Below are 22345 nucleotides of genomic sequence, written 5' to 3' on the forward strand. Positions count from 1 at the left end.
GCGGACCTGTATCGCCGGTCGCACCAGTTGGGCCGGTTGGACCGATGAGCCCCTGCGGACCCGTATCGCCGGTCGCACCAGCCGGGCCAGTCGGGCCGATAGGTCCCTGCGGACCTGTATCGCCGGTCGCACCAGTCGGGCCGGTTGGACCGATAGTTCCCTGCGGACCTGTATCGCCGGTCGCACCAGTTGGGCCGGTTGGACCGATAGGTCCTTTACAGTAACAACACAAGCACCGATTTGGATAAGAACAGGGGCAGGCACAACGCTCACAATTTACATTGTTTTGATTGGAACATCTATCCGATGAACATTTTGGGATACTTCCACAATGATATATATTCATCCCTTGAAATTTCTCATTATACATCAAACTTCCTCCTTTAATTTGGGGGCATATTTTAAGCCCTAATTCATTATATTCAGGAGGAGTCAAACTGGAATGTATGGTAATATAGATACCTACCTTTTCTATGCAAGTCATGAGAGGAACGCTTTGGACATGTAGCAGTTAAGTCCAAAACAGGGCGCATCTATTTTGACCTAATGGCACATGTCGAATGTTCATAAGGACAGTGAACATTCTGTAAGTAGGAGTAACCGAAAGGTTGCTCCTACTTTTATTTATCTGGCTTTATGGGTTATGTACTTCACCAGTAAGAGAGCGGCGATCTTACCCGGGACTATGGGACGTTAATCCGAAGTGGATTATATAAAAGACGCGACAGCCTGTTAGAGGCTATCGCGTCTGCGTTCTTTTACTCTATTTTTTGTTATCCGGCAGCTCATTGAAAACAAACATCTTTTAGCTTTACAGCTGTTTCTCGAGTTTGGACAAAAAGCCGTCTAATGCCTCTCCAAGATTAATATCCATACGTTCTGCCAGAACAATCAACCACCAGATACATTCACTAAGCTTATGCTCCAATTCCGCATCTGTAGTGTCTGCATTGGGTCAGCGCCCTTGTTGGGACATCGTCAAACGGCCGACCAGACCGGCATCTGTTAAAAAAGCAAGAGCATCTTCCTCCACTACCATTTTTCACCATGATACTGCTCTTCCAATTTATGATAGCTTTCTCTTATGGCAATAGAACGATCCATTATCCTATCAAAATTCATATTCTTCATATTTTTCCAATCTCCTGTAAATTTTTTGCTTTACAAAACTGAAACTTGTCATAGCATTTGCTCAGCCGATGTTACTGTAATCTCCAATACTCGGGTCAAAAATTCAAATCTATTTTTCATGCTATCAAATTCTGCACCAGAACTAAAAAATCTTGCCACACCCTCCACTACAAAGGCAGTTCCCTGATAATTATTACGCCCTTTCACATTTTTACTGCCTAAAGCCATTTTTATCTTATTGTTTTCATGTATATTTTTCTCCGTTGTGTGCATGATTCCGGCAGGTATTAATATTCTTTCATCTCCTGTTACCACTAAATAGGAATTCCACTCATTCACAATATGAGGTTCTCCTTCCCCCCATGTTACAATCGTTACAATACCCTCGTTTTTTAATACTTCATAAAATTTAGCTGAAAGCATTTTCATTTCCTCAATTTTAAATCAAATAAGTCTGTGTGAATTACGTAAGTTACTTTCAATAATAATAGCATATATAATATGACAACATCTTGTCATGTTACTGTTTTAATTTTTTCATGTTTGTTGCTAAATCCTATAGTGTTTACAATCATCACAAATTTAACAAAGAAGTGTAGATTTCAAAAGAAAGCGGAAGGATATTATGATATTGAAAAAGCAGCACCTACATTTATCTTTTAAAGTGAAATTAGCCGATAGAGGGAAGAGTTAAAAAACAAACTGACTATAAAGTAGGCACAATCTCCTTATTTATGACGTATATATAGTCTTCCCAAGCATATAGGCTTCCTGCAATCCAGAATTTCCTTCAATATCACCGGGTTGCTCCACGCCATCAATTAAAACCTGCCCCAAGTCTCTCCACTCAATTTCTTTTACCATCCGTTCATACCACGCTGATACTGGTTCGTATTGATTTACAATAGAGGCCATTAACAAAACAGAATCTTTTTTGGGGTTTGCACCACCATCAATCTCTGCAACTGCCCACAAACGGTCAAATGCGTTTTTTAGTTGACCGCTAATATTCCAGTAATAAAGTGGTGAAGCAAGAACTACAAGGTTTGCTTCCTTGTAGTAAGGATAGATTTTATCCATATCATCTTTAATAGTGCAAGGGCTGTTAGGGTTTTTGCCACCTTTCCAGCAACCAATACACCCTTTGATATTCATATTTCCCACCGGAAATGTCGTTACTATGTGGCCAGATTCTTCTGCACCCTTTGTAAACTCGCGTATAATAGCTGATGTGTTTCCATTTTTTCGAGGACTACCATTCAAGATTAAAATTTTCTTTACCATATTTCATTCCTCCCAATATTTTTTTGTCATGCCATGTTGTATCTACTATAAGTTTACTATAAATATCAGCATTCACAAATACGCACTGTTTTGTTATATATTGACAAAAGGAGAGTTATAGAGATGGTTTTTGAGGATCTTTCAGATTTGAATATTTAACAAACTGGTTTCGGACATACACTTGCTTTGATAAACATAAAATATAAGCATCGAAAGAACCCTGGCAAATACAAGAATTCCTTTTATTTACCAGGGTTCTTTTTATTTTGTATTCATTTTTTTAATCCTACTGTTTCTATACCATAAAAGGCTTGTTAAACAGCCTGAAACTCCTGTACAGAGGAACATAATTGCCATTCCACTACCAGCTCCTGTACCAACAGCCTTTTGCATAAGCAAGGCAAGAGGTTTACCAGACTGCATAAAAGGCTCAAACACAAAGTCCGCAAGAAATCCTCCCAGCAGTATGCCAATCGGAATTGTTACATATTGTGCTGCATTGCGTACCGCAAATACCCTCCCCTGCATTCCGCTTGAAATTTGACGATATCAATAATAAGTTCTCAGTATCCTGTTCCTTTTCCAAACAATATGCCCTTCTATCAGAAAGAAACTTGATACCTTCTGCGTTTATAAAAAGAAACGAGAATTCCCCGTCTCTTATTTTCGTCTGTTATTCATAATCACCAAAGCCATTACTACTATGATCACTATAATGGCAAATAAAATAATACTGGAAAATGCCAATCTTTCTCCCTCCTTACACTTTTCTTAATGCAGCATTAAAAAATAAAATAATTCAGGTCCGTTCCCTTTATGCTTATAACCTCCACCAGATGGTTTCTTCTCTCTTTACTTCCGTGAAGCCACACCTCTGCAGGACTCTCTGGGATGCATGTCCATCTTTATAGGTTTCCGCAATTACATGGCTTACTCCGTTTTGTCTCAATGCCCAGTCACACATGGCTTTTACCGCCTCTGTCATATAACCGTTATGCTCATATTCATGACTAAGCCCATATCCAATCTCCACCTGCCTGTCCCTGTCTGGAACATCTTTAAAATCAGCAGATCCTACAACAACTCTGTCGTTTTTTCGAATTAGCCACCAAAAACTATGCCATACATAATGCTGTGGCTCCTCTTCCAGTATCGGAAGCTGTCCTCTCACTATTTCACCAAAAAAACCTTCCAGCGGCTCTCCTCTGTAAGAACAATGAAACTCCCGTTCCAACATGGTAACATCTCTCACCCATAGCTCCAACTGGCTTTTGGTTAATGGAATAATCTCTAACCGTTGGGTTTCTATCATCATTGTCCTTTCCCGATATCAATCTATTGTGTTCCAGCTCTTACTCAGAAATCTTTTTAGCGGCAAAGAACACCAGCCGCCAGCAGATACTTGCCGGTCAATTCCAGCTCCATCAATGAAGAGGCTTATATGCGATTCCATCCATCTGGCATAAGCAGCTCTTCCCAACAAATTCTGTGGTAGTTGTCATTCTCACCGGCGCTCCATTCTTAAAATATTCGGAAAAAACATCAGCAGCTGTTCGAAAATCTTTTATATTCCTAAGATAAAGATTAACCTGTACCATATCATCAAATCCTGCTCCAACAGAAGCCAGCGTCTTCTCCATACTTTCAAATGTTTTTCTCATCTGATGGACAATATCTTCCTTTTCCTGTCCCCCGCCGTGATGTGCCAGAAATATATAGTCTCCGGCAATCACACAAGAGGAACAGGTCTCGTCTCCGCAATTAGTTGGCATTCGCTTGATCATATAAAATCCTCCCTTTTCATCGAACTTATGTTCTACTATCATAACATAGCTCTTTCTGATATGCAAGAGCATATTGTTGGGAGATTTAAAATTTTCCATAAATTTACCTGTAATATGGTAACTTTATGGAAAATTTTTCAAGTATTATATTTGATAGAATCCCTTTACAATCGTTATATAATTTTCTGGGAGGTGATAATTTGAAACGGAAAAACAAACGCTACGAAAAACAGTGGGCTGACGAATTTGATCATCTGCAGGCTGCCAGCAGTGAAGTCCAGGTCCCATCTGCTCCCCCCGGAGAATTTGAAACAATTCTGGCTGAAATGGACCGCAGAGGCATTGAACCCAGAATCCGGAAGGAGATGAAGCGCAGTAAATAAGTACCTCACAGTTCTATCAGCCGCTGAAAGATCTCTTCTGGAGCAACGGTCCCATACCCCCACACTTGGTTGGGATAAGAAAGACCTGGTTCACGGACTGCTTCTCTTATAATAAGGCGGTTAATCTGATTGCCTGTGACAGAAGTATAATTTCCTTTGCTGTATGCCCATTCCATAATCATGGCTGCAATTCCTGTAGTATGGGCAGCCGCCGCACCTGTTCCGGTAATTGTTCCATATTGATTCTGGGGAATCGCGCAGGAGACAAAATAACCAGGTGCAGTGACATCAGGTTTCACCTGTCCAAGCCTTGTATAACCTCTGCCGGATTCCCGCAGAACACCTCCATCTTGCTGGTTATATGCAGTAATGGCAAGGGAGTGCAGCGCATCTGCCGGAGCAGTAATGGTGGTATTGGGATCGGAGTCTGGAAAATATGTTTCGTTTGAAATCAAATCGCCTGACGGCAGCCAGCAATGGAAAGAAAACGGCTCTTCCAGACTATTTCCGATCCGAATTCGCCAGGTTCCCGGATCCGCGTTCACAAAACGCACCAGAATCAACTGTTCCCCTGACTCTTCTTCAAACATGATATTATTAACCCATACCTCTGCACGATTAGACTGAAAAGTGAATTTCTGACAGCCGCTTGTTGATGGATAGACCGCCTGTGAAATCTCAAAAGCCGGCGTAATGATTTCAATGAAAAGCCTTGCTGGAATATAAGGCCAGATCTCCAGAAAAAATTTCTTGTCATTTCTTCCAACTATAAGCTGAAATTCATGTATGTATGGGGAACTCTCCCCCCGGTGGGAATAATGCCGCCTGTTGTCCCCCTCATTGCCGCCGGATACAACTACAGCAATTCTGGGTGACTGGACCAGATAGTCCACATAAGCGCTAAAAGGTCCACGTCCGTCATGTCCCCCCTGGCTGCTTCCAATTGCCAGGCAGATAACCAGCGGCCGGTTCATACGGCGGGCAACTTCTACAATATACCGGATTCCCAGCATAATATCGGATTCCTGATAGCATATAGATCTGTCTGAAACAGATAAAAGCGTCTTTAAATTCTGCTTTGCTTCTTTTAATTTAACCACAACAAGTTCTGCTTCCGGAACAACACCTGAGAAATTATGTTCTATACTGGCACGCCCTGCAATAACACTGGCGACAGCCGTCCCATGATAAATTCGATCCACAGTCGGCACAATGGCAAAAGGATCATCAGACAGGAGGGCAAAATTAATTAATTCCTTGGTATATTCTGCACCAAAATTAAAACCTCTCGGCGGGATACTATCCTCCTGTGTCTGGTCCCAGATCGAAAGAATCCTGGTTGTTTTATCATTGTGCATAAAAGCCGGATGCGTATAATCAATTCCCGTATCCACAATTCCTACAATTACCCCTCTCCCCTGCAGACCAAGTTCGGGGCTTTCCTGGCTTACACCTGGCACCTGGTTCATACTGACTGCAGATTCCAGCGTGTACAATGCAGGGAACATATAGTAGGGAGTCTGCCCCAGATCACACAGATCCATAGGCTCTTTCATGACATGTAGCAAAGAACTGATCTCATTGATGGGAGTAATATTGTCACCGGTGTTATAAAGAGGTGCGGAAACATTGCTGATGATGAGGTCATAGTAGCGATTATCCAGTATCTTCTCCATGTATCAGCCTCCTGCTGGTTTTAAATAGAACATATGGTATAGTTTATGCGTCTATTTTAAGCTTATGAACAGAAGAATGCTTTAATATTCGTACAATATAACAGCAATATGGAATAAACGATCTAATTCATGTTATATATCAATAAATATAGTATATTTACAAATATTAGTACTAAAAAGGTAAAAATTTACTTATTTTACTTTACTTAAACGATTTCTTGCGTTATAATTTATCTAACTCTTCTTAGGAGTACCGTATTTCCCCAAATCTGCGGTGCTCCTTTTTTTATTTCAAAAAGTTCTGCTGGACATTTTCACAAACTCTTCACATTTTCATCAAAATAAAAACACATTTAAAACGTATATTAAGCAATGTAAACAGGCCTGCAAGACCTTTTATATAAATTTTTTTCATACTTAAACCGGCAGGATCACTCCTGCCGGCTTCCTCTTTCCTGGTTTAAATATTTCATGACCCGGTCTTAAAATATTTTCTGATTTGTTCCATCTGCCGGTTTACTCTCCCTGGAATTGACTTTTTTAACGTATTCCAATCCATTAACTGATCATCATCCAAAAGAAAGGGGCGGAATGTCATAGATGGCTGAAAGCCAAACCGTTCCTTTATATATCGTTCTGTCATTTTTTGAAGTTCTTCATCCGTATGAATGTCCCCGGCAAACATTTCGGGAATCAGGACTCCAGCCGCACCAGCCGTTTCCATACAACTTTCTTTCCAGTCCGGAATCAGCCGGATAAGACGCCAGTCCGGAACCAGTGCATGCTTTCCAGGCTGTGCATAAACCACCGGATGACTCTGTTCCCATAAAACTGGCTTCCCGCTGTCTAAGTCTGCCATGGTTAAATATGTTCCATGAAAGCTGCCTTCCACCTTCCATATCTTTTCCTGCCAGTCAACGTACACCCACACATGTTCCAGTTCATACAAATGCTGAATATCATAGTCATACCAGATTGCATACTCGATTACAAACGCAGATTGTGCCACATCGACCGCTACTACTCTTTTGGGAAAGGAACTGCTCCTGGCAGTTTCCCGAAATAATGTACATGCCATAGCGGTAATCTCAAAAGGTTCTCTTTTATCCATCATGATAAGAGGTTTATATTTTATAAACGTTTTTCTAAATTTATTCATCATACTTAATCTTTCCTGCAAGCTTCCAGAAGAAAAAGCATTCCCATTGCCTGACCGTAAGGCATGGGGTGCAGTTCAATCTTTTTATAAAAATCAATGGTTTCCCGTCCCATCGGAGTCCCATAAGATACCTGATGGAGCACTCCCTCTCTGTCAATACAGTCCAGAACAGGGTTCAGCGCCTTTCTTGCACATTCCTGATACTTCCGATCCACAAGCCCCATGCGAACTGCTTTTAAAATACCATAGGCAAAACCACAGGTTGCACTTGCTTCCACATAAGATGTTTCATCATTTACAACCGTATGCCACATTCCTCCTGGACTTTGAAAATGTTCCAGTGCCATAATCTGTTTTTTCAATGCTTCTGTCAGGTACCTTTTTACAGCCCCGCTGCATTCCATAATCTCAAACAGTTCTGGAATTGCCATGGTGACCCAACTGTTTCCCCGCCCCCAGAATGCTCCTGCGAAATTATGGTTTCCCTGAAAAGTCCAGCCATGATACCATAAGCCAGTCTCTTTGTCTGCCAGATACTTTATGTGCAGCAGGAACTGATACTGAGCCTCATTGAGCCAGGACTGATTCTGATCTATCTTTCCCATGCGTGCCAGAAACAAAACCGCCATGAACAGAGTATCATCCCAAAGTTCCTGCTCATTAAGGGTATCAGAAGTAAGATGCTGAAACCCGCCTTCCTCTGTTTTGAGAAGCCCCTCCACCAGCCATGCAGCCCACTCCCGGCAAATTTCAAGATAAGTCTTATTCCCCGTTTTTTCCGCCAGATAGGTCAATGCAAGAAGAGGTGTGGTGGTGTTGATATTTTTTGCAGGCAGTCCCAGTTTTATCTGTCTCTCATAATATCGCTCCAGCTTTTTTAAGAATTCTTCCTCTCCGGTCTCTTCATAGATCTTCCACAGACCAAAAAGCCCTACTCCCTGAGTCCATTCCCAGTAACGGTATGGTTCTGGATCATCTCCTGCCAGGTTTCTTGTTTTCATATTCTCCAGAAAAACATCATCTTCATCATATAAGATTTTTTCAAAACTGGACACCAGCAAATGGAGTTTTTCTTTTATATTTTTCATTCATCTCTTTCCTTTCTGTTTCCTGTACCTATAACTTTTTTAATTCCTCAATTGCTTATGAAGCGGTATGTCTGGTATAATAGATAACCAGACATACCCATTTTAGAAAGAATACAGGTGGTTTATTATGATCGATTCCAACAGCACACTGCTTTACAAGAAACAGCATAATCTTACCATTAATGACATACAGCATTCCCTCTATTATTATTTTGATTACGACGAACGCTCCTATGACATCAATATGCCTTTCCAGCACCTTCATTCTTTCTACGAAATCATGGTACTGATCAGCCCTCATGCCTTTCATCTGATCGAGGGGATTCCATATGCAGTCCGTCCTGGAGATCTGGTTCTTCTGCGCCCTTCTGTACTTCACCGCACGGAATATCCTAAGGGTGCTCCAAGCAAACGGCTGATCATCAGTTTTCTGTACCCACAGCTTTTGTGGGGGATGGATGAAGCTTATGAGGCTCTTTTTAAGCCCTTCTATGCAGACCTTCCCATCTACCGGTTTCCGTCAAAACAACAGCAGTTGATCTATGCAAAGTTAAACCGGATATATGAATACTCCTTTTGTGAAGAAGCTTCTGATCTAAAGGCACTAATGGTTCATAATATGTTTGTTGATTTTCTCTACACTCTGCGGCAGCTCTCCCCTTTTAACACCTATACCAATGAACCTTTAAAAGATGAGGCTTCCCGCAAGATTTATGCCATTGCCAACTACATTCATAATCATTATCCGGAGGAACTGACTCTTGACTTCCTTGCCAGAGAATTCTATATCAGCCCTTATTACTTATCCCACCAGTTTAAGGATGTAACCGGATACACCCTGACTCAGTATATCCATATGACCCGGATTAAGAATGTCCAGTATCTTCTTCTAAATAGCAGAAAAAAGATTTCCGAACTGGCACAAGAGTGCGGCTTCACCAGTTTCTCCCAATTTAACCGGATCTTTCAGAAATACTCCGGTCAATCCCCTTCCCAGTTCCGCAAGCATAATGCAGAAAACGGACTTCCTCCCATATCATGACAGACATCCAAAAAGCCCGTTTCAGCAAGAACTGTAACGGGCTTTTTGCCGCTTTCTGCCCAGCAAACAAATTTATTTCTTTATGCTGTCATAGTATTCTGACCTTGCATCCAGAATCTTTTGCAGTCCTGCATTTACAAGGTTATCATATTCTGCCTTCTGGACATTCTCAAACTGCTCCGGGGCACAGCTTATCAGTTTATACACGTATTCAATCATCATCGTATTCACATTCTGACCGTAGTCTGATTCAGCCGGGGAGATGTTGGAGTAAACAGGGAACCGGAATTTTCCTTCCGAACGCACGTCATAAAAATTATCAAACCATTTTTCTTCCTCCCAGTCTACAGACTGATCCTGATACCATTTGGATACAATTGCCTCTTTGCTCTTGGTCCATTCCATTGCCAGATTGACAAGGTTTAAATCATCACAGGTTCCAGGATAGCCTTTGGAGGAAAGTTCTTCACTGGATAGTTTAATGGGAATTCCTTTATCATCTCTCTTATGCTCTGCTGTGTATACAATATCCTCTGCCACTTCCGGATCTGCCTGCCAGTTTAAATATTTCATGCAGGCTTCCACTTTCTTCTCGCTTGACTTTGGTATCATAATAAACATTCCATGTCTTGGCTCAAACGGAGTCCGGTAAGATCCGTCTGACAATTCAAAACACTGGACCGGTACAAAGGTTCTTCCGCCTATATTCTGATTTAAGATGGTAATATAATCCCATGGACGCTCTGTATCATCTAAAAATAAGCCTACATTTCCTGCGGTGATCTGGGCTTTATAGATGTCCTCCGTAGTATCAGTAGCAAAGTCTTTGGATAACAGACCTTTGCTGTTAAGTTCATTTAACTTTCTAATGCCATCAACGGCACCAGGTGCCACGGACATATACTCTTCATTATAAATATAAGCATCTTTTTCATTCGCCAGTGTTACATAGGAGCCGATAAAATTCAGGTAGTTCTTTGCTGTATCATTTCTCCCGCTCATTGCCCAGGGAATCACACTGCTTACCCCTCCGGGATTCTTCTCCTTCACCGCTTGCAAATAAGCAGTCAGCTCATCCTTTGTCTTTGGAATCTCCATCCCCAGTTTATCTAACCAGTCCTGGCGGATGTAAGCCGTATGTCTTGGTGCTTCCACTCCTCTCTGCTTCATTACCGCAAACTGTTTGCCATCAATCTGCCCCATACTCTGGGCATCTCCTGCAAACTTTCTAATATCAGACCCATAGGTTTCATAAGCCTGGGTTAAGTCTGCCAGACCACCGTTTTTCGCAAAATTATAGTAGATGCTCTGGTTATAGGAAAATACAATATCCGGTGCACTTCCGCCTGACATCATAATGTTTAATTTGTCATCGGAAGAAGATCTGGGAACAGAGACATACTCTACATTAATATTGTACTTTTGTTTTACCTGCTTCTTAATCCATTCTGTCTGGGTGTTTTTCTCCACGGTTGTTCCAGGAGCGGCATCCCCTCTGTCCCAGACCATTACCTTTATGGTTACTTCTTCCCCCTGTGCGGTCTGTCCGCCTCCCTTTTGGGCTGTTTCCTTGTCCCCAGGACTGCAGCCTGCTGCCAATACCGCTGCCGTAAGAACAGCCATGCCCCACATAACTAATTTTCTTTTTTTCATAAAAACCTCCCTTTCTCATTTTTAATTATCGGAATAGCATAATTAACCTTTTACCGCACCAAGCATAATTCCCTTTGTAAAATATCTCTGGATAAACGGATAGGCAATTACCATTGGTGTCATGGATATGACAATGCTTGCGGATTTAATATTGTCCGCGACAAGCTGGGATGCAATGCCCTCTTCCTGGGATATCTTTACCGACTCAATAAGCTGTTTTAATACCATCTGCACCGTATAGAGTCTGGAAGAGTTTACATAATATAGTACATCACTGAGGCGGTTCCATCTTCCTACTGCATAAAACAGGGCAAGGGTTGCCAGAGTAGGATAAACCAAAGGCAGTGCCACACGGAACAGCGTCTGCACCTCGCTGCAGCCATCAATTTTTGCTGCTTCATATAAAGAAGAATCCAGCCCTTTAAAAGCGGTGCACATAATAATCATGTTATAGGCACTGAGGGCTTCGGGTATGATTAGCGCCCAGAAGGTATCAATGAGTTTAAAATCTTTTACATTTAAATACTTCGGTATAATTCCAGGATCTAAATACATGGTGAGAACAAACAGCATCATAATGACTGCTCCGCCCTTTAAATTTCTTTTGGAAAGGGGGTAGGCTGCAAGTACGGTTAAAACCATACACACTGCCGTAGAGCCAAACATGAGAAAAACGGAATAGATAAATGCCGAAAGAAAGCTGCCGCTTTTAAATGCCCGCACATAAGCTTCTCCGGTAAACTGAATGGGATAGAGAAATACTTTTCCAGCCAAAATCGCATCTTTGGAACTAAAGGACATGGAGATAACCCGGATAATGGGAATCAGTGCCACAATGCTGATAATCACGAAACAGGTGTTCCAGAAAAGCTGAAACCTTCTGTCTGCTTTACTCTTTAATTCACTCATTACATGATTCCCTCCTCTCCCATTTTCTTTGATATCTTATTTACTGAAAGAATCAGAATAATTCCAACAACGGACTGGAACAATCCTACGGCTGTTGCAAAATCAAATCTTCCCGCCTGAAGGCCCACGTTATATACATAGGTACTGATGACGTCAGAAGCACTTTTAACAAGGGTATTGCCCATCATATAAGGACGGTCAAAATCAATGGATACAATCTTTCCAAGCTGCATAATAAGCATGATGGAGATGGTAGGCCGTATCTGAGGTATGGTCACATGACCGATTCTCTGAAGCCTTGTGGCTCCGTCAATGTACGCAGCTTCCCCAAGAGAGGGGTCTGTGGCAGACAGTGCTGCCAGGTAGATAATCAGGGAATAACCTGCGGACTGCCAGATTCCTGAGATCCAGTAGACGAATCTCCAGATAAAAGGGCTGCTCAAAAAATTAATCTCTGAAAAACCTGCTCTGCTGATCAGATCATTGACAAGACCGCTGGAGGAAAATAACTGGGTAATGATTCCGGCAATGATAACCCATGACAGAAAATTCGGAAGATAAAGAATGGTCTGGGTTGCCTTTCTGATTCTTAAGTTTCTGATCTCAAAGAGAAATACAGCAATTAATATGGGAACAGGAAATCCTAAAATCAGATCTCCTGCATTTAAAATAAGCGTGTTGATAAGAGCACTCCAGAAATCCTTGGAACCAAATGCCTCTCTGAAATTAGCAAGCCCTGCCCATGGACTGTTCCAGATTCCTGCAAATACATTAAACTTTTTAAACGCTATGATACCGCCTGCCATGGGCTTATACCGGAATAAAAGCATATATAAAACTGGTATTAAAAGCATGAAGTACAATTGCCAGGTATTTCGAATATAGACCCTAAAAGAGACTTTTCTTCCAGTCCCCCTGGTCTTTCTATCTCTCATAGTGCACCCCTCTTTTCTATCTGTTTCTGCTTTTTATTGCATAGCCTCAAGCCTTTTTAACAGCTCAATCAGTTCTTTCGGCTCATGAATGATATAATCCGGTATCTCGGATTGATCACCAGGTCTCATATCATACCGGGGGGACCAGTCTAAAAGAATGGAGGTGATTCCAAACTCATTGGCTCCCTTTATATCTTTGCGGACGTTATTGCCTACCATAACCACCCGTTTTTTGTCTTCCTCAGACAGACAATTCTTATCCATGGCATCCTGAAACATTAAAGGAGAGGGCTTCTCCATTCCTACAATCTCAGATATGGTTCTGGTATGAAAACAATATCCCAGCCCATTTTCTTCATATACATTGGCAAAGGACTGCTCCTCTCCGTCTGCAACCATGGCGATCCGATATCCGTCATCATAAAGTGATTTTAATGTCTCTCCGGCACCAGGAATGAGTCCTGCATGAATCACAATCCCAGTCTCATCCCGAATTTCCGTACTCTCATCAATAATGGTATCACCACTGTCCATAAATATAATAATTTTTTTTCCCATTTCACCTGCTCCAACCTATTTTATTGTTTTTTATGCCATATTTTTATGTAATAATTATAATATTTTGTGCAAAATGTTGCTATGCGTAATTTGTTTTTATTCTGATGTTAATATGTGCATTTTTTGCGTTTCTGGAAAAATACGGATTGTCTTAATCTCAAAAGGCGCAAAATCCAGGAACATCTGACTCTGTCCATTGACTTTTGTAACCTGTATTTCATTTCCTTTTAAAGGTTCTTCCTCCATGGTCGGTTCATATGACCGGTTCCCGGAGAGCAAGCTCTGCTCTCCGGTTTTTCTTCTTTATTCCCGCCTGGGAAGTATAGGTTCCAAGGTGCCAGGGCAGATAGAAAAGTTTCTATATTCTCCTGCTGAATCCGGACCTCCTCCGTTCCCGTTTTCTGCCCGCTAAATGAAACTCATCTTTTTAACTTTATGGTCTTAATCTCATATGGTTTCAACGTTATAACAAGGGTTTCGTTCTCCCAGGAAAGAGAAGTCTTCTCCTCTTCCAGACAAGTGCATTCCATCACCTGGTCTGCTCCGGTTTTATGAAAGGTAATGTGGGCTTTGGTTCGCATTCCATAAGCCTCATACATACGGATTATAATCCCATCCCCGTCTTCGGAAAGCTTTACGGTATCCGCAATGATATTTTCTTCCTCGATGGTCAAGAAGGAATAGGAATGCCCCGTCTCCCCTCTCACCGCCGCTGCAAAAAGAGGACAGTTTAAGTCATAAGCTTCCTGCACCACACCTCCGGTGCGGAAATCTCCCTTGTGAGGGAAAAGGGCGTAAGTAAAGGTGTGTTCTCCCTGATCCGCATCTGGATTGGGGAAGATGCCTGATTTCAGCAGAGTGAGACGGAGAACCGAATCATGGATATCGTAGCCGTACTTACAGTCATTTAACAATGCGGCACCATAGCCCGGTTCTGAGATATCCGCCCATTTGTGGGCACATACTTCAAACCTTGCCTGATCCCATGTTGTGTTTTCATGGGTAGGGCGGCTTACATTGCCAAACTGTATGTCATAATTGGCTTCTTTGCAGAGGATATCAAGAGGGAATGCCGTCTTTAAAAGCATCTGGTGCTCCCTCCAGTTCATTGTGGTTTTAAAATCAATTCTTGCTGTATGCTGATAAAAATAGATCTTTTGTTCTATCTCAGAATCGAGAAATCGTTTCTTTATGAGAATTATTCCCCGCAAAGCACCATTCTCCAGCACCTTCATGTCTGTCACTTCTTCAATCTTCCACACCTTTTCTTCATAAGAGGCATCAATATTCCATGCGTCAAATTCCAGAGGCCGGTCATCAAAGACAAGAAGTTCATTGGCTCTTGCTCCTTCTTTAATCAGCTCCCGTTCCTGGTTCCGGTCAAAGAGCCGGAGCAGGGTTCCATCCGCTCCAAACTCCATCTCATAAAAAGTGGTTGTAACTTTTTTGGGATTCCCCTTCTCATCTGTTTCAATAAACCCAAAGACAGAAGTTGTATTACTAGAGGGGTGAGTTCCCTCCATTCCATATATCCCATATCCTTTTGAAGGAACCTCTTCTGCCAGATAAAGAGTTGTTTCATCCGCTGTCTGCTGGGATAACAGGGGAATACCTGGAATGGGATGATTCAGTTCCACAATTCCTGTCCGGCTAAAACTCATCTGATTCCAAACCACAAGCCCCTGAGCCGACTCTTCTGCCTGTTTTAATCCGGCAGCATGTAGAATTCTCCCCCTGCTATGATCTATGAGGCTTGTGCCTGATTTTATGATCTGTTCATACTGAACGTTCGAATCTTCGTAAACTTCCTTAATGGATGAACCAGGTAAAATGTCATGAAACTGGTTTAAAAGAAGCAGTTTCCAGTTTTTTTCCAGTTCCTGGAACGGGTACTCCCTGCTGCCTGTAAGAACATAGTCAAGCACCCCATAAAACTCTGCATCTCCATTTAAGAATTCACAGGTGCGGTTATACTTTTTATTCTTTGCCATGGAAGTATACGTTCCCCGGTGAGTTTCCAGATATAATTCTCCCTCCCATACAGGAAGCTGTTTTCTGTCCATCTGTTCCTCTAACATATGAAAGAAGTCCTTTACAAAAGTCTGTTTTGTCTTTGGTGCCCGGACAACGCTGAATTCCAGGCGCCGGCTCTGTTCTAACATTTCCTCCGTGGGACCTCCCCCGCCATCCCCATATCCGTAACAGGTCAATACTTCTTTGCTCACATCTTTATTCTGAAATCTCTGCCAGGTCCCCATAATCTGTCTGGCATCCTGTCTTCCATTATAGGTAGTACTGAAATTTTTCTGTGTTTCCTGCTTTTTTAAATAATCCCTTGTGCTGATTAAATACGTAAGCACTTCGCTTCCGTCAATGCCTTTCCATCGAAACACATCGCTTGGAAACTGGTTCCATTCATTCCAGCCAAGCTTTGTAGTCATAAAATAGGGCAGACCAGACTGTTTCATAATCTGCGGAATTGCCGCACTGTAACCAAACACATCAGGAAGCCACAGAACTTCATTTTCTGTGCCTCCCATCTCCTTTTCAAAAAACCGTTTTCCATAAAGAATGTGCCGGATTAAAGATTCTCCGGAAGCAAGATTGCAGTCGGGCTCCAGCCACATGGCTCCTTCTGTCTCCCATCGTCCCTCCTTAATTCTCTCTTTAATCTGGGCAAAAACACCTGGGGCTTCTTCTTTTACGAATTCATAAAGCTGGGGCTGGCTGGACATAAACTTGTATTCCGGATATCGTTTCATTAAATTCAAAACCGTTTGAAAACTTCTTACTACCTTTTGCCTGGTCTGTTTTAAAGGCCACTTCCACGCCACATCAATGTGGGTATGACCGATGCTGTGAACCGTCACCGGATTTTCCGGACGGTCTTTATAATAGTGCTCCAAAAGCCACTCATCTGCTTTTGTTAAAGAAGCCAGAAATTCACCGGAACCTGGACGTCTGAAATCAACCAGATTCAAGGCTTCCCCCAGTATCTTAAAAGTTTCAATCCGCTCCAGATCATCTTCCTCCAAAAGATCTGCCGCTTCAAAGGGAACTTTAAAATCATAATAAAACTTTGCTGCTTCCTCCTCATAGGCTGCTATGTCCAGATGGAAAAAATTAGTTTTGCCAGAGCTGTTTGAATACGCATAAAAAGCAAGTTCGAATACCTGCCCCTCTTCTGCTCTTTCTGTCAGAATAAAATCCTGGTGATTCATATCCATGGTTCCTGACAATACTCCATTTACATAAACCAGAATCTGAGGATTATCTGTATTCCATATATCCGTTGCGCCTGTATTTAAGACAGCCCTTATCTGGGCACCCGCTTGATAACCAGAGATGGAAACAGTGGTCAGAAACCAGTAATGCCTGTCTGTTCCCCCCCAGGTCTCATCGCTTTCATAAGCAGTCCACTCTCTTTTACTGCTGTCAAAGGTTTCTGCAAATTCATAATCTCCCTGACTTATCATCACCTTTTCTGCCCTGGTAACATGGGAATAGCAGAAGCTTTTCAATGTATCTGCTGCCGCTTTTAATCTGTTTCTCATAGGATTCATCGTTCATTCCGCCTTTTTTGTAATTTTAAAAAAGCGGGAAACCGCACAAAGCTGGTCTCCCGCCAAATCTTTCTTAACCTTTAATTCCTGTAGAAGCGATTCCCTCTACCAGATATCTCTGCATTGTTAAGAATATAATGAAAATTGGAATCAGAGATAAGGTTGCCATCGCAAACATTGCGCCCCAGTCAGAACCTGCTGTCGGGTCCGAGAACATCTTCAGCGCATAGCTGACTGGATATTTGAGCGGATCACTTAAATAAATTAAAGCCGCAAGGAAATCATCCCATCTCCACATGAAAGAAAAGATTGCACTGGTAACCAGAGATGGTTTGATCAAAGGAAGTATAATCCGTACAAAGATGGAATATATGGTACAGCCGTCCATTCTGGCCGCTTCATCTAAGTCTATGGGAATTCCTTTAATGAACTGGACATTTAAAAAGATAAAAAAGCCCTGACCAAAAAACTGAGGTACAATAATTGGAAGATAGCTGCCTACCCAGCCTAATTTGTTAAAGATAATATACTGGGGAATCATGATGACCTGAAACGGAAGCATCATGGAAAGCAACATACAGGCAAACCAGAAGCCTTTTAATTTAAAATCAATTCTTGCAAATCCATAACCGATAATGGCAGAAGAAATCACTGCTCCAACGGTGGATAAACCTGCAATAATAAAGGAATTTTTAAAAAATATGCCGAAACCGTAGCCTGCAAACCCCTGCCATCCGACTTTGTAATTATGAAAAGAGAAGGACTCAGGAAAGAGACTGGCTGCAGCTTTAAATATTTCACTGGTACTTTTAAAGGAACCCATTATCATCCAGATCAGCGGATATATCATGACACAAGCGAAGAAAAAAGTGAATACATGATAAATCACTGAAATGGCAGTTCTTTTTTCTTTATATCCTGTCTTCATATTTCATCACCCTTCCGCCTCATAATATACCCAACGTTTCTGGGTTTTGAATAGAATTAACGTTAAAAGCCCTACCACCAATACCATGAACCATGCCATTGCACAGCCATAGCCTAACTTGTTGTAAGTAAAGGAGCTCTGGTACATATATACGGTATAGAATAACGTGGTATCCCTTGGTTTCCCCTGTGTAATGATATAACTCTGGGTAAATGCCATAAATCCATTGATCAGCTGATTGATCAGATTAAAGAATATGGTAGGTGTCAGCATGGGCAGCGTAATCTTAAAAAAACGCTGGAATCCATTGGCACCATCTACCGTTGCCGCCTCATAAAGACTTAGAGAAATCTGTTTCAGGCCAGATAAAAATATGAGCATGGAAGAACCAAACTGCCAGACAGCAAGAATGATCAAGGTCCAGATGGCAGTGTCTGTTCTTCCAAGCCATGCAACATCAGAAGGAAGTCCGATGATCTTTAAAAGAGCATTGATTACACCGTCACTGGCAAACATCCGTTTCCATAAGATTGCTACCGCTACGCTTGAACCAATAATGGATGGCAGATAATAGACCGCTCTGTAAAAACCGGATAATTTGGTGCTCTTTACTAACAGCATGGCTACTGCAAGAGCCATGATCAGCCGGAGAGGAACCGAGAACAGAACATAGTACATGGTTACCCCGAATACCTTCCAGAACTTAGGATCTGCGGTAAACATGGTCTTGTAGTTTTCCAGACCTATAAAAACCGGTGATTTTAAAATGTTGTATCTGGTGAATGAAAACCCTAAAGATAAAATCATGGGAATGGCTAAAAATGCCAGAAATCCTATTATGAAGGGCAGGATAAATACATATCCTGCAACCTTCGGACGGTTCAATATTCTGCCTAATGATTCTTTTCTTTTCGGGATCATTTGATTGTTCTTCATCTTATCCCCTCCAGACTTTCTAGCTGTTATTTTGCTGCTTCTTCCAGAATCTTATTGGATTCAGATACATACTGGGAAGTCGCATCGTCGACGGTGGCATCTCCATAGCGGATTGCTTCCACAACAGTTTTTAACAATGCCTCTACCTCTCCTTTGCCAGCTGGATCAGGAGCGTCTACTGGTGTTGCAATCTCAGAAACCTTTGCGATGTAATCAAACACATTCTGTGCTACTGCATCTGCCTTTGGTTTAATCTCATCTGCTACCACTGTGTTGATTGGAATTCCTCTTTCTGCAAGAAGAATGCCGTTGGCATCCGTACTGTTTACAAACCAGTCAATGAACTTTGCCGCTTCTTCTTTATTCTTAGAAGATTCTGCCACAGAGAAGAACTGACTTGGTTTCAAATACATGGGCTGTGTTTTTGAATCTGCCGTTGTCGGATACATGGTAATTGCAAGTTCTCTTCCTGCTGTGTTTGTTACACTGATATACTGGTTTGAGAACAGGTAATCATTCCAGGTTGTGGAATCAATAATGGGCTTTGTCTCTACTACATCAGGATTCTTTTCTGCCAGCAGGTCTGCTGAAATGCTGAACTCTGCTTTTGCAAACTTCTCTACATTATCAAAGTGCAGTCTGGTAGAATCTTCCTTGCCCGCTTCCAGTTCATCAAACAGATGAGAATCATTGGTTCTTGCAATAATCTGCATCATGTTGATTCCGCCGTCATAAAGAGTCTTTGTTCCTGTCTTTTCATATATTGTCTTTGAAATGTCATATAACTCATCAATGGTCATCTGCTCAGGGATTGTAACTCCTGCCTTCTCAACAATTGCTTTGTCATAAGCCATCATGGGTGCATTGCTGCCTAAACTGATTGCATAGCACTTACCGTCAATGGAACCACTTTCAATAATACTTTCAGGTATGTTTGCTGTATCAATAACTCCGTTGGAAATGTACTCCGACAAATCGGCTAACTGTCCGCTTTGCTGATATTGATTTAAATAGGAATAATCCATCTGAATGATATCAGGAAGATTCCCGCCTGCTGCCATTGCCGAAAGCTTATCCCAGTAACCGGACCAGTCGGTAAATTCTACCTTAATCTCTACATTGGGATTTTCACTCATATAAAGATCTGCTGCCTTTTTTGTCACATCGTTTCTCGTCTGGTTCCCCCACCAGGTGAGATTTAAAGTTACCTTGTCTCCGGAAGCATTTGATTCTCCTCCAGCCTTTGTGGTTTCGGCTGCAGTCGTTGCGCCTCCTGCCTGAGTATCCGTGTTCTCCGTCTTGGAACCACAGGCAGTTAAAGAAGTTGCTGCCAGAAGAGCAGCCAGGGTTGTTGCCAGAAATCTCTTTCTCATTGTAAAACCTCCCTTTCAATTCATTATCGTAATGATATCATATGGCAAATATGCACAACGGTAAAGTTAAAATATGGCTTTTTATAGTTAAAAAAACAGCTTCGTTCAATAAATGCACCTTTTTCAATTTATTTTTTTAGTGTTTTACTATATAATACAAGTACAAGGAAAGGAGTCTGTCCATGAATCGCTGCATAGCCTGGTTTAACAATCTGTCCCTATATAAAAAGATTCTGACGGTATTTCTCCTGGCAATGCTGGGGCTTTTAGTTACTTTTCTGATCAGTATTAAGATCCTCACTTCCCGCTACAATGAGGAACTTTACCAGACCAATGCCAATGCTTTAACCCATGTGACTACCTATGTGGAATCAGAGATGCAGATGGTGGAGACCATCTCTGAAAACCTGATTGGCGATCCGGTGATCCAGAATAATCTGGGATTTCTTTCAGAAAATCCTTACAGCAACCGGCGCTCTCTTGCCAGAAGAGATATCTACCAACAGCTTTACTCCTATATCTACCGCAGCAGCTATATCAAATCCATTAATATTATTCTGGCAGACGGAACCAATGTCTGCATGGGCAGTTCTGACGAGATTCTAAAATTTAATGTGAAAGAACTGGATCAGAAGACAGAATTATTAAAGGGAAGAGCCCTGTGGTCCCCCGGTCAGAAACCCGGTCCGGATACCGTATGTGCAAGGCAGGTCCGGAAGCTGAAATATCTAAGTCTGAAAAAACTTGGAGAACTCTACATTACCGTTGATATGGACCAGATGATCAAAGACGGATTAAGCAATTCCGGAACCCTGGAAGAAAACTCCAACTTTATTCTCATGTCCGGAGACCAGAGGATTTATCCGGAAGAACCATTTCATAATGAATACTGCCTGGAATTGATTGCTGATCATAAGAAGTCAGAAAGTTCCTATACCATCTCTAACTTAAACGGGAATAAAGAATTCATCATCAGCGGTCATGTGCCATATGCAGGATGGGATTATCTCTATTTCAGAGATTATGACCCTCTGTTTTACCGAATACAGTTAATCAGTATGCAGATTCTTCTTTTTACATTTTGCATCATTGCCGGTACCGCTCTCTGCGTCAACATCATCTTTCGACATATTTTTCGACATCTGGACTATCTGATTGAAAAGATTCAGTGTTTTGGCAGCGGAGAACTTCCCGCCTGCAGCGTAAAATGCTATGATTATGAAAACAGGAGGGATGAGATCGGGCAGCTCCACCGCAGTTTTGACGAGATGACCCAAAGCGTAAAGGTCCTTCGGGATGAGAATTATGACAAACAGCTTCTTGTAAGGGATTCCACCATTAAGATGCTCCAACAGCAGATCAACCCCCATTTTCTATATAACACGCTTGACACCATTAACTGGATGGCACAGTCATACGGTGCAGAAGATATCTCAGTCATGGTCCGCTCCCTGGGGAATCTCTTCCGGGCATCAATTGCAGACCAAAAGGATATTATTCCCTTATCCGAGGAACTGAAAGTGCTGGATAATTATATCCGCATCCAGCAGATCCGCTTCAAAGACCGGCTTTATTATGAACTCAAGACCCCGGAAGATATCACTGGGATATTGGTTCCCAAACTATGCATCCAGCCTCTTGTGGAAAATGCCCTCAAACATGCCATGGAGGATACCGACGAGATGTGCTGCATTCATGTCAATATCATTGAGATGGAACATGATTATCAGATCAAAGTGACCAATACCGGTTCCCGGTTTGAAACAGATCTGCTTAAGAAAATAGAGAATAAGGAAATCACCCCCCAAGGTTCGGGAGTCGGACTTATCAATATCAATTCCAGATTAAAGCTGATCTATGGAGAGGAATACGGACTGAAATTCAACAATGAAGAAGGGAAGGCAGTCGTTACACTGTCCATTCCAAAGAAACAGGAGGTTTGA

18 protein-coding genes and 1 pseudogene are annotated in these 22345 nt (G+C 41.9%); 3 read left to right on the top strand and 16 right to left on the bottom strand.

From position 1 onward, the window contains the following. The 5 genes and pseudogenes from FAY33_RS19300 to FAY33_RS05470 form a co-directional block, all read right to left on the bottom strand. Positions 1-370 (bottom strand): annotated as a pseudogene (locus FAY33_RS19300) (collagen-like protein); the annotation flags it as partial. Positions 371-1179: 809 nt separating this feature from the next. Beyond that, positions 1180-1554 (bottom strand): pyridoxamine 5'-phosphate oxidase family protein, encoded by a 375-nt coding sequence (locus tag FAY33_RS05455; protein WP_143319756.1) that lies wholly within the window; start codon positions 1552-1554, stop codon positions 1180-1182. 309 nt (positions 1555-1863) lie between these two features. After that, positions 1864-2415: a flavodoxin family protein gene (locus tag FAY33_RS05460; protein WP_143319757.1), complete on the bottom strand. Its 552-nt coding sequence runs from the start codon at positions 2413-2415 to the stop codon at positions 1864-1866. Positions 2416-3235: 820 nt separating this feature from the next. After that, positions 3236-3730 (bottom strand): GNAT family N-acetyltransferase, encoded by a 495-nt coding sequence (locus FAY33_RS05465; RefSeq protein WP_143319758.1) that lies wholly within the window; start codon positions 3728-3730, stop codon positions 3236-3238. A 109-nt stretch (positions 3731-3839) separates the two neighbouring features. Further along, positions 3840-4199, bottom strand: coding sequence for a RidA family protein (locus FAY33_RS05470; RefSeq protein ID WP_143319759.1), 360 nt, complete (start codon positions 4197-4199; stop codon positions 3840-3842). Between the two features lie 200 nt (positions 4200-4399). Between FAY33_RS05470 and FAY33_RS05475 the strand changes: the two genes are divergently transcribed. After that, complete coding sequence (locus FAY33_RS05475) at positions 4400-4582, top strand: hypothetical protein (RefSeq protein WP_143319760.1); 183 nt, start codon at positions 4400-4402, stop codon at positions 4580-4582. A gap of 5 nt (positions 4583-4587) precedes the next feature. On the opposite strand, the gene FAY33_RS05480 is transcribed toward FAY33_RS05475, so the two are convergent. The 3 genes from FAY33_RS05480 to FAY33_RS05490 form a co-directional block, all read right to left on the bottom strand. Continuing rightward, positions 4588-6258, bottom strand: coding sequence for a S8 family peptidase (locus tag FAY33_RS05480; protein ID WP_143319761.1), 1671 nt, complete (start codon positions 6256-6258; stop codon positions 4588-4590). A gap of 469 nt (positions 6259-6727) precedes the next feature. Then, positions 6728-7420, bottom strand: a complete 693-nt coding sequence (locus FAY33_RS05485) for a hypothetical protein (RefSeq protein ID WP_143319762.1) — start codon at positions 7418-7420, stop codon at positions 6728-6730. 2 nt (positions 7421-7422) lie between these two features. Beyond that, positions 7423-8505, bottom strand: coding sequence for a glycoside hydrolase family 88 protein (locus FAY33_RS05490; protein ID WP_143319763.1), 1083 nt, complete (start codon positions 8503-8505; stop codon positions 7423-7425). A 127-nt stretch (positions 8506-8632) separates the two neighbouring features. Between FAY33_RS05490 and FAY33_RS05495 the strand changes: the two genes are divergently transcribed. Beyond that, positions 8633-9547, top strand: coding sequence for an AraC family transcriptional regulator (locus FAY33_RS05495; protein WP_185967505.1), 915 nt, complete (start codon positions 8633-8635; stop codon positions 9545-9547). A gap of 72 nt (positions 9548-9619) precedes the next feature. Here FAY33_RS05495 and FAY33_RS05500 read toward each other — a convergent pair whose 3' ends face one another. From FAY33_RS05500 to FAY33_RS05540, 8 genes are all read right to left on the bottom strand, one after another. Beyond that, positions 9620-11200 (bottom strand): extracellular solute-binding protein, encoded by a 1581-nt coding sequence (locus FAY33_RS05500; RefSeq protein WP_143319764.1) that lies wholly within the window; start codon positions 11198-11200, stop codon positions 9620-9622. 42 nt (positions 11201-11242) lie between these two features. Beyond that, the gene (locus FAY33_RS05505) at positions 11243-12109 is read right to left on the bottom strand and encodes a carbohydrate ABC transporter permease (RefSeq protein WP_143319765.1); all 867 of its coding nucleotides are present in this window, start codon (positions 12107-12109) and stop codon (positions 11243-11245) included. Then, entirely contained in the window at positions 12109-13044 is a 936-nt protein-coding gene (locus tag FAY33_RS05510) for an ABC transporter permease subunit (protein WP_143319766.1), read from the bottom strand. Before FAY33_RS05510 ends, FAY33_RS05505 begins: the two co-directional genes overlap by 1 nt. Before the next feature lie 33 nt (positions 13045-13077). Next, the gene (locus tag FAY33_RS05515) at positions 13078-13602 is read right to left on the bottom strand and encodes an HAD family hydrolase (protein ID WP_143319767.1); all 525 of its coding nucleotides are present in this window, start codon (positions 13600-13602) and stop codon (positions 13078-13080) included. A gap of 419 nt (positions 13603-14021) precedes the next feature. Then, positions 14022-17165 carry a glycoside hydrolase family 38 C-terminal domain-containing protein gene (locus FAY33_RS05525; protein WP_143319768.1) on the bottom strand — a complete coding sequence of 1048 codons (3144 nt, stop codon included), beginning with the start codon at positions 17163-17165 and terminating at the stop codon, positions 14022-14024. A gap of 73 nt (positions 17166-17238) precedes the next feature. Further along, positions 17239-18093, bottom strand: coding sequence for a carbohydrate ABC transporter permease (locus FAY33_RS05530; protein ID WP_143319769.1), 855 nt, complete (start codon positions 18091-18093; stop codon positions 17239-17241). Positions 18094-18099: 6 nt separating this feature from the next. Next, positions 18100-19029, bottom strand: a complete 930-nt coding sequence (locus FAY33_RS05535) for a sugar ABC transporter permease (RefSeq protein ID WP_243126612.1) — start codon at positions 19027-19029, stop codon at positions 18100-18102. Positions 19030-19055: 26 nt separating this feature from the next. Next, a complete protein-coding gene (locus FAY33_RS05540; RefSeq protein ID WP_143319770.1) occupies positions 19056-20402 on the bottom strand; it encodes an ABC transporter substrate-binding protein in 1347 nt (448 codons plus the stop codon). Between the two features lie 182 nt (positions 20403-20584). Between FAY33_RS05540 and FAY33_RS05545 the strand changes: the two genes are divergently transcribed. Then, a complete protein-coding gene (locus FAY33_RS05545; protein ID WP_143319771.1) occupies positions 20585-22345 on the top strand; it encodes a histidine kinase in 1761 nt (586 codons plus the stop codon).

Source organism: Clostridium sp. HBUAS56010 (assembly GCF_007115105.1).
Classification (GTDB): Bacteria; Bacillota; Clostridia; order Lachnospirales; family Lachnospiraceae; genus Lacrimispora.

Bases quoted from the DNA above. Each gene is read 5' to 3' on its own strand.
- FAY33_RS05455 (WP_143319756.1), bottom strand. From the start codon at position 1,554: ATGCTTTCAGCTAAATTTTATGAAGTATTAAAAAACGAGGGTATTGTA.
- FAY33_RS05460 (WP_143319757.1), bottom strand. From the start codon at position 2,415: ATGGTAAAGAAAATTTTAATCTTGAATGGTAGTCCTCGAAAAAATGGA.
- FAY33_RS05465 (WP_143319758.1), bottom strand. From the start codon at position 3,730: ATGATGATAGAAACCCAACGGTTAGAGATTATTCCATTAACCAAAAGC.
- FAY33_RS05470 (WP_143319759.1), bottom strand. From the start codon at position 4,199: ATGATCAAGCGAATGCCAACTAATTGCGGAGACGAGACCTGTTCCTCT.
- FAY33_RS05480 (WP_143319761.1), bottom strand. From the start codon at position 6,258: ATGGAGAAGATACTGGATAATCGCTACTATGACCTCATCATCAGCAAT.
- FAY33_RS05485 (WP_143319762.1), bottom strand. From the start codon at position 7,420: ATGATGAATAAATTTAGAAAAACGTTTATAAAATATAAACCTCTTATC.
- FAY33_RS05490 (WP_143319763.1), bottom strand. From the start codon at position 8,505: ATGAAAAATATAAAAGAAAAACTCCATTTGCTGGTGTCCAGTTTTGAA.
- FAY33_RS05495 (WP_185967505.1), top strand. From the start codon at position 8,633: ATGATCGATTCCAACAGCACACTGCTTTACAAGAAACAGCATAATCTT.
- FAY33_RS05500 (WP_143319764.1), bottom strand. From the start codon at position 11,200: ATGAAAAAAAGAAAATTAGTTATGTGGGGCATGGCTGTTCTTACGGCA.
- FAY33_RS05505 (WP_143319765.1), bottom strand. From the start codon at position 12,109: ATGAGTGAATTAAAGAGTAAAGCAGACAGAAGGTTTCAGCTTTTCTGG.
- FAY33_RS05510 (WP_143319766.1), bottom strand. From the start codon at position 13,044: ATGAGAGATAGAAAGACCAGGGGGACTGGAAGAAAAGTCTCTTTTAGG.
- FAY33_RS05515 (WP_143319767.1), bottom strand. From the start codon at position 13,602: ATGGGAAAAAAAATTATTATATTTATGGACAGTGGTGATACCATTATT.
- FAY33_RS05525 (WP_143319768.1), bottom strand. From the start codon at position 17,165: ATGAATCCTATGAGAAACAGATTAAAAGCGGCAGCAGATACATTGAAA.
- FAY33_RS05530 (WP_143319769.1), bottom strand. From the start codon at position 18,093: ATGAAGACAGGATATAAAGAAAAAAGAACTGCCATTTCAGTGATTTAT.
- FAY33_RS05535 (WP_243126612.1), bottom strand. From the start codon at position 19,029: ATGAAGAACAATCAAATGATCCCGAAAAGAAAAGAATCATTAGGCAGA.
- FAY33_RS05540 (WP_143319770.1), bottom strand. From the start codon at position 20,402: ATGAGAAAGAGATTTCTGGCAACAACCCTGGCTGCTCTTCTGGCAGCA.
- FAY33_RS05545 (WP_143319771.1), top strand. From the start codon at position 20,585: ATGAATCGCTGCATAGCCTGGTTTAACAATCTGTCCCTATATAAAAAG.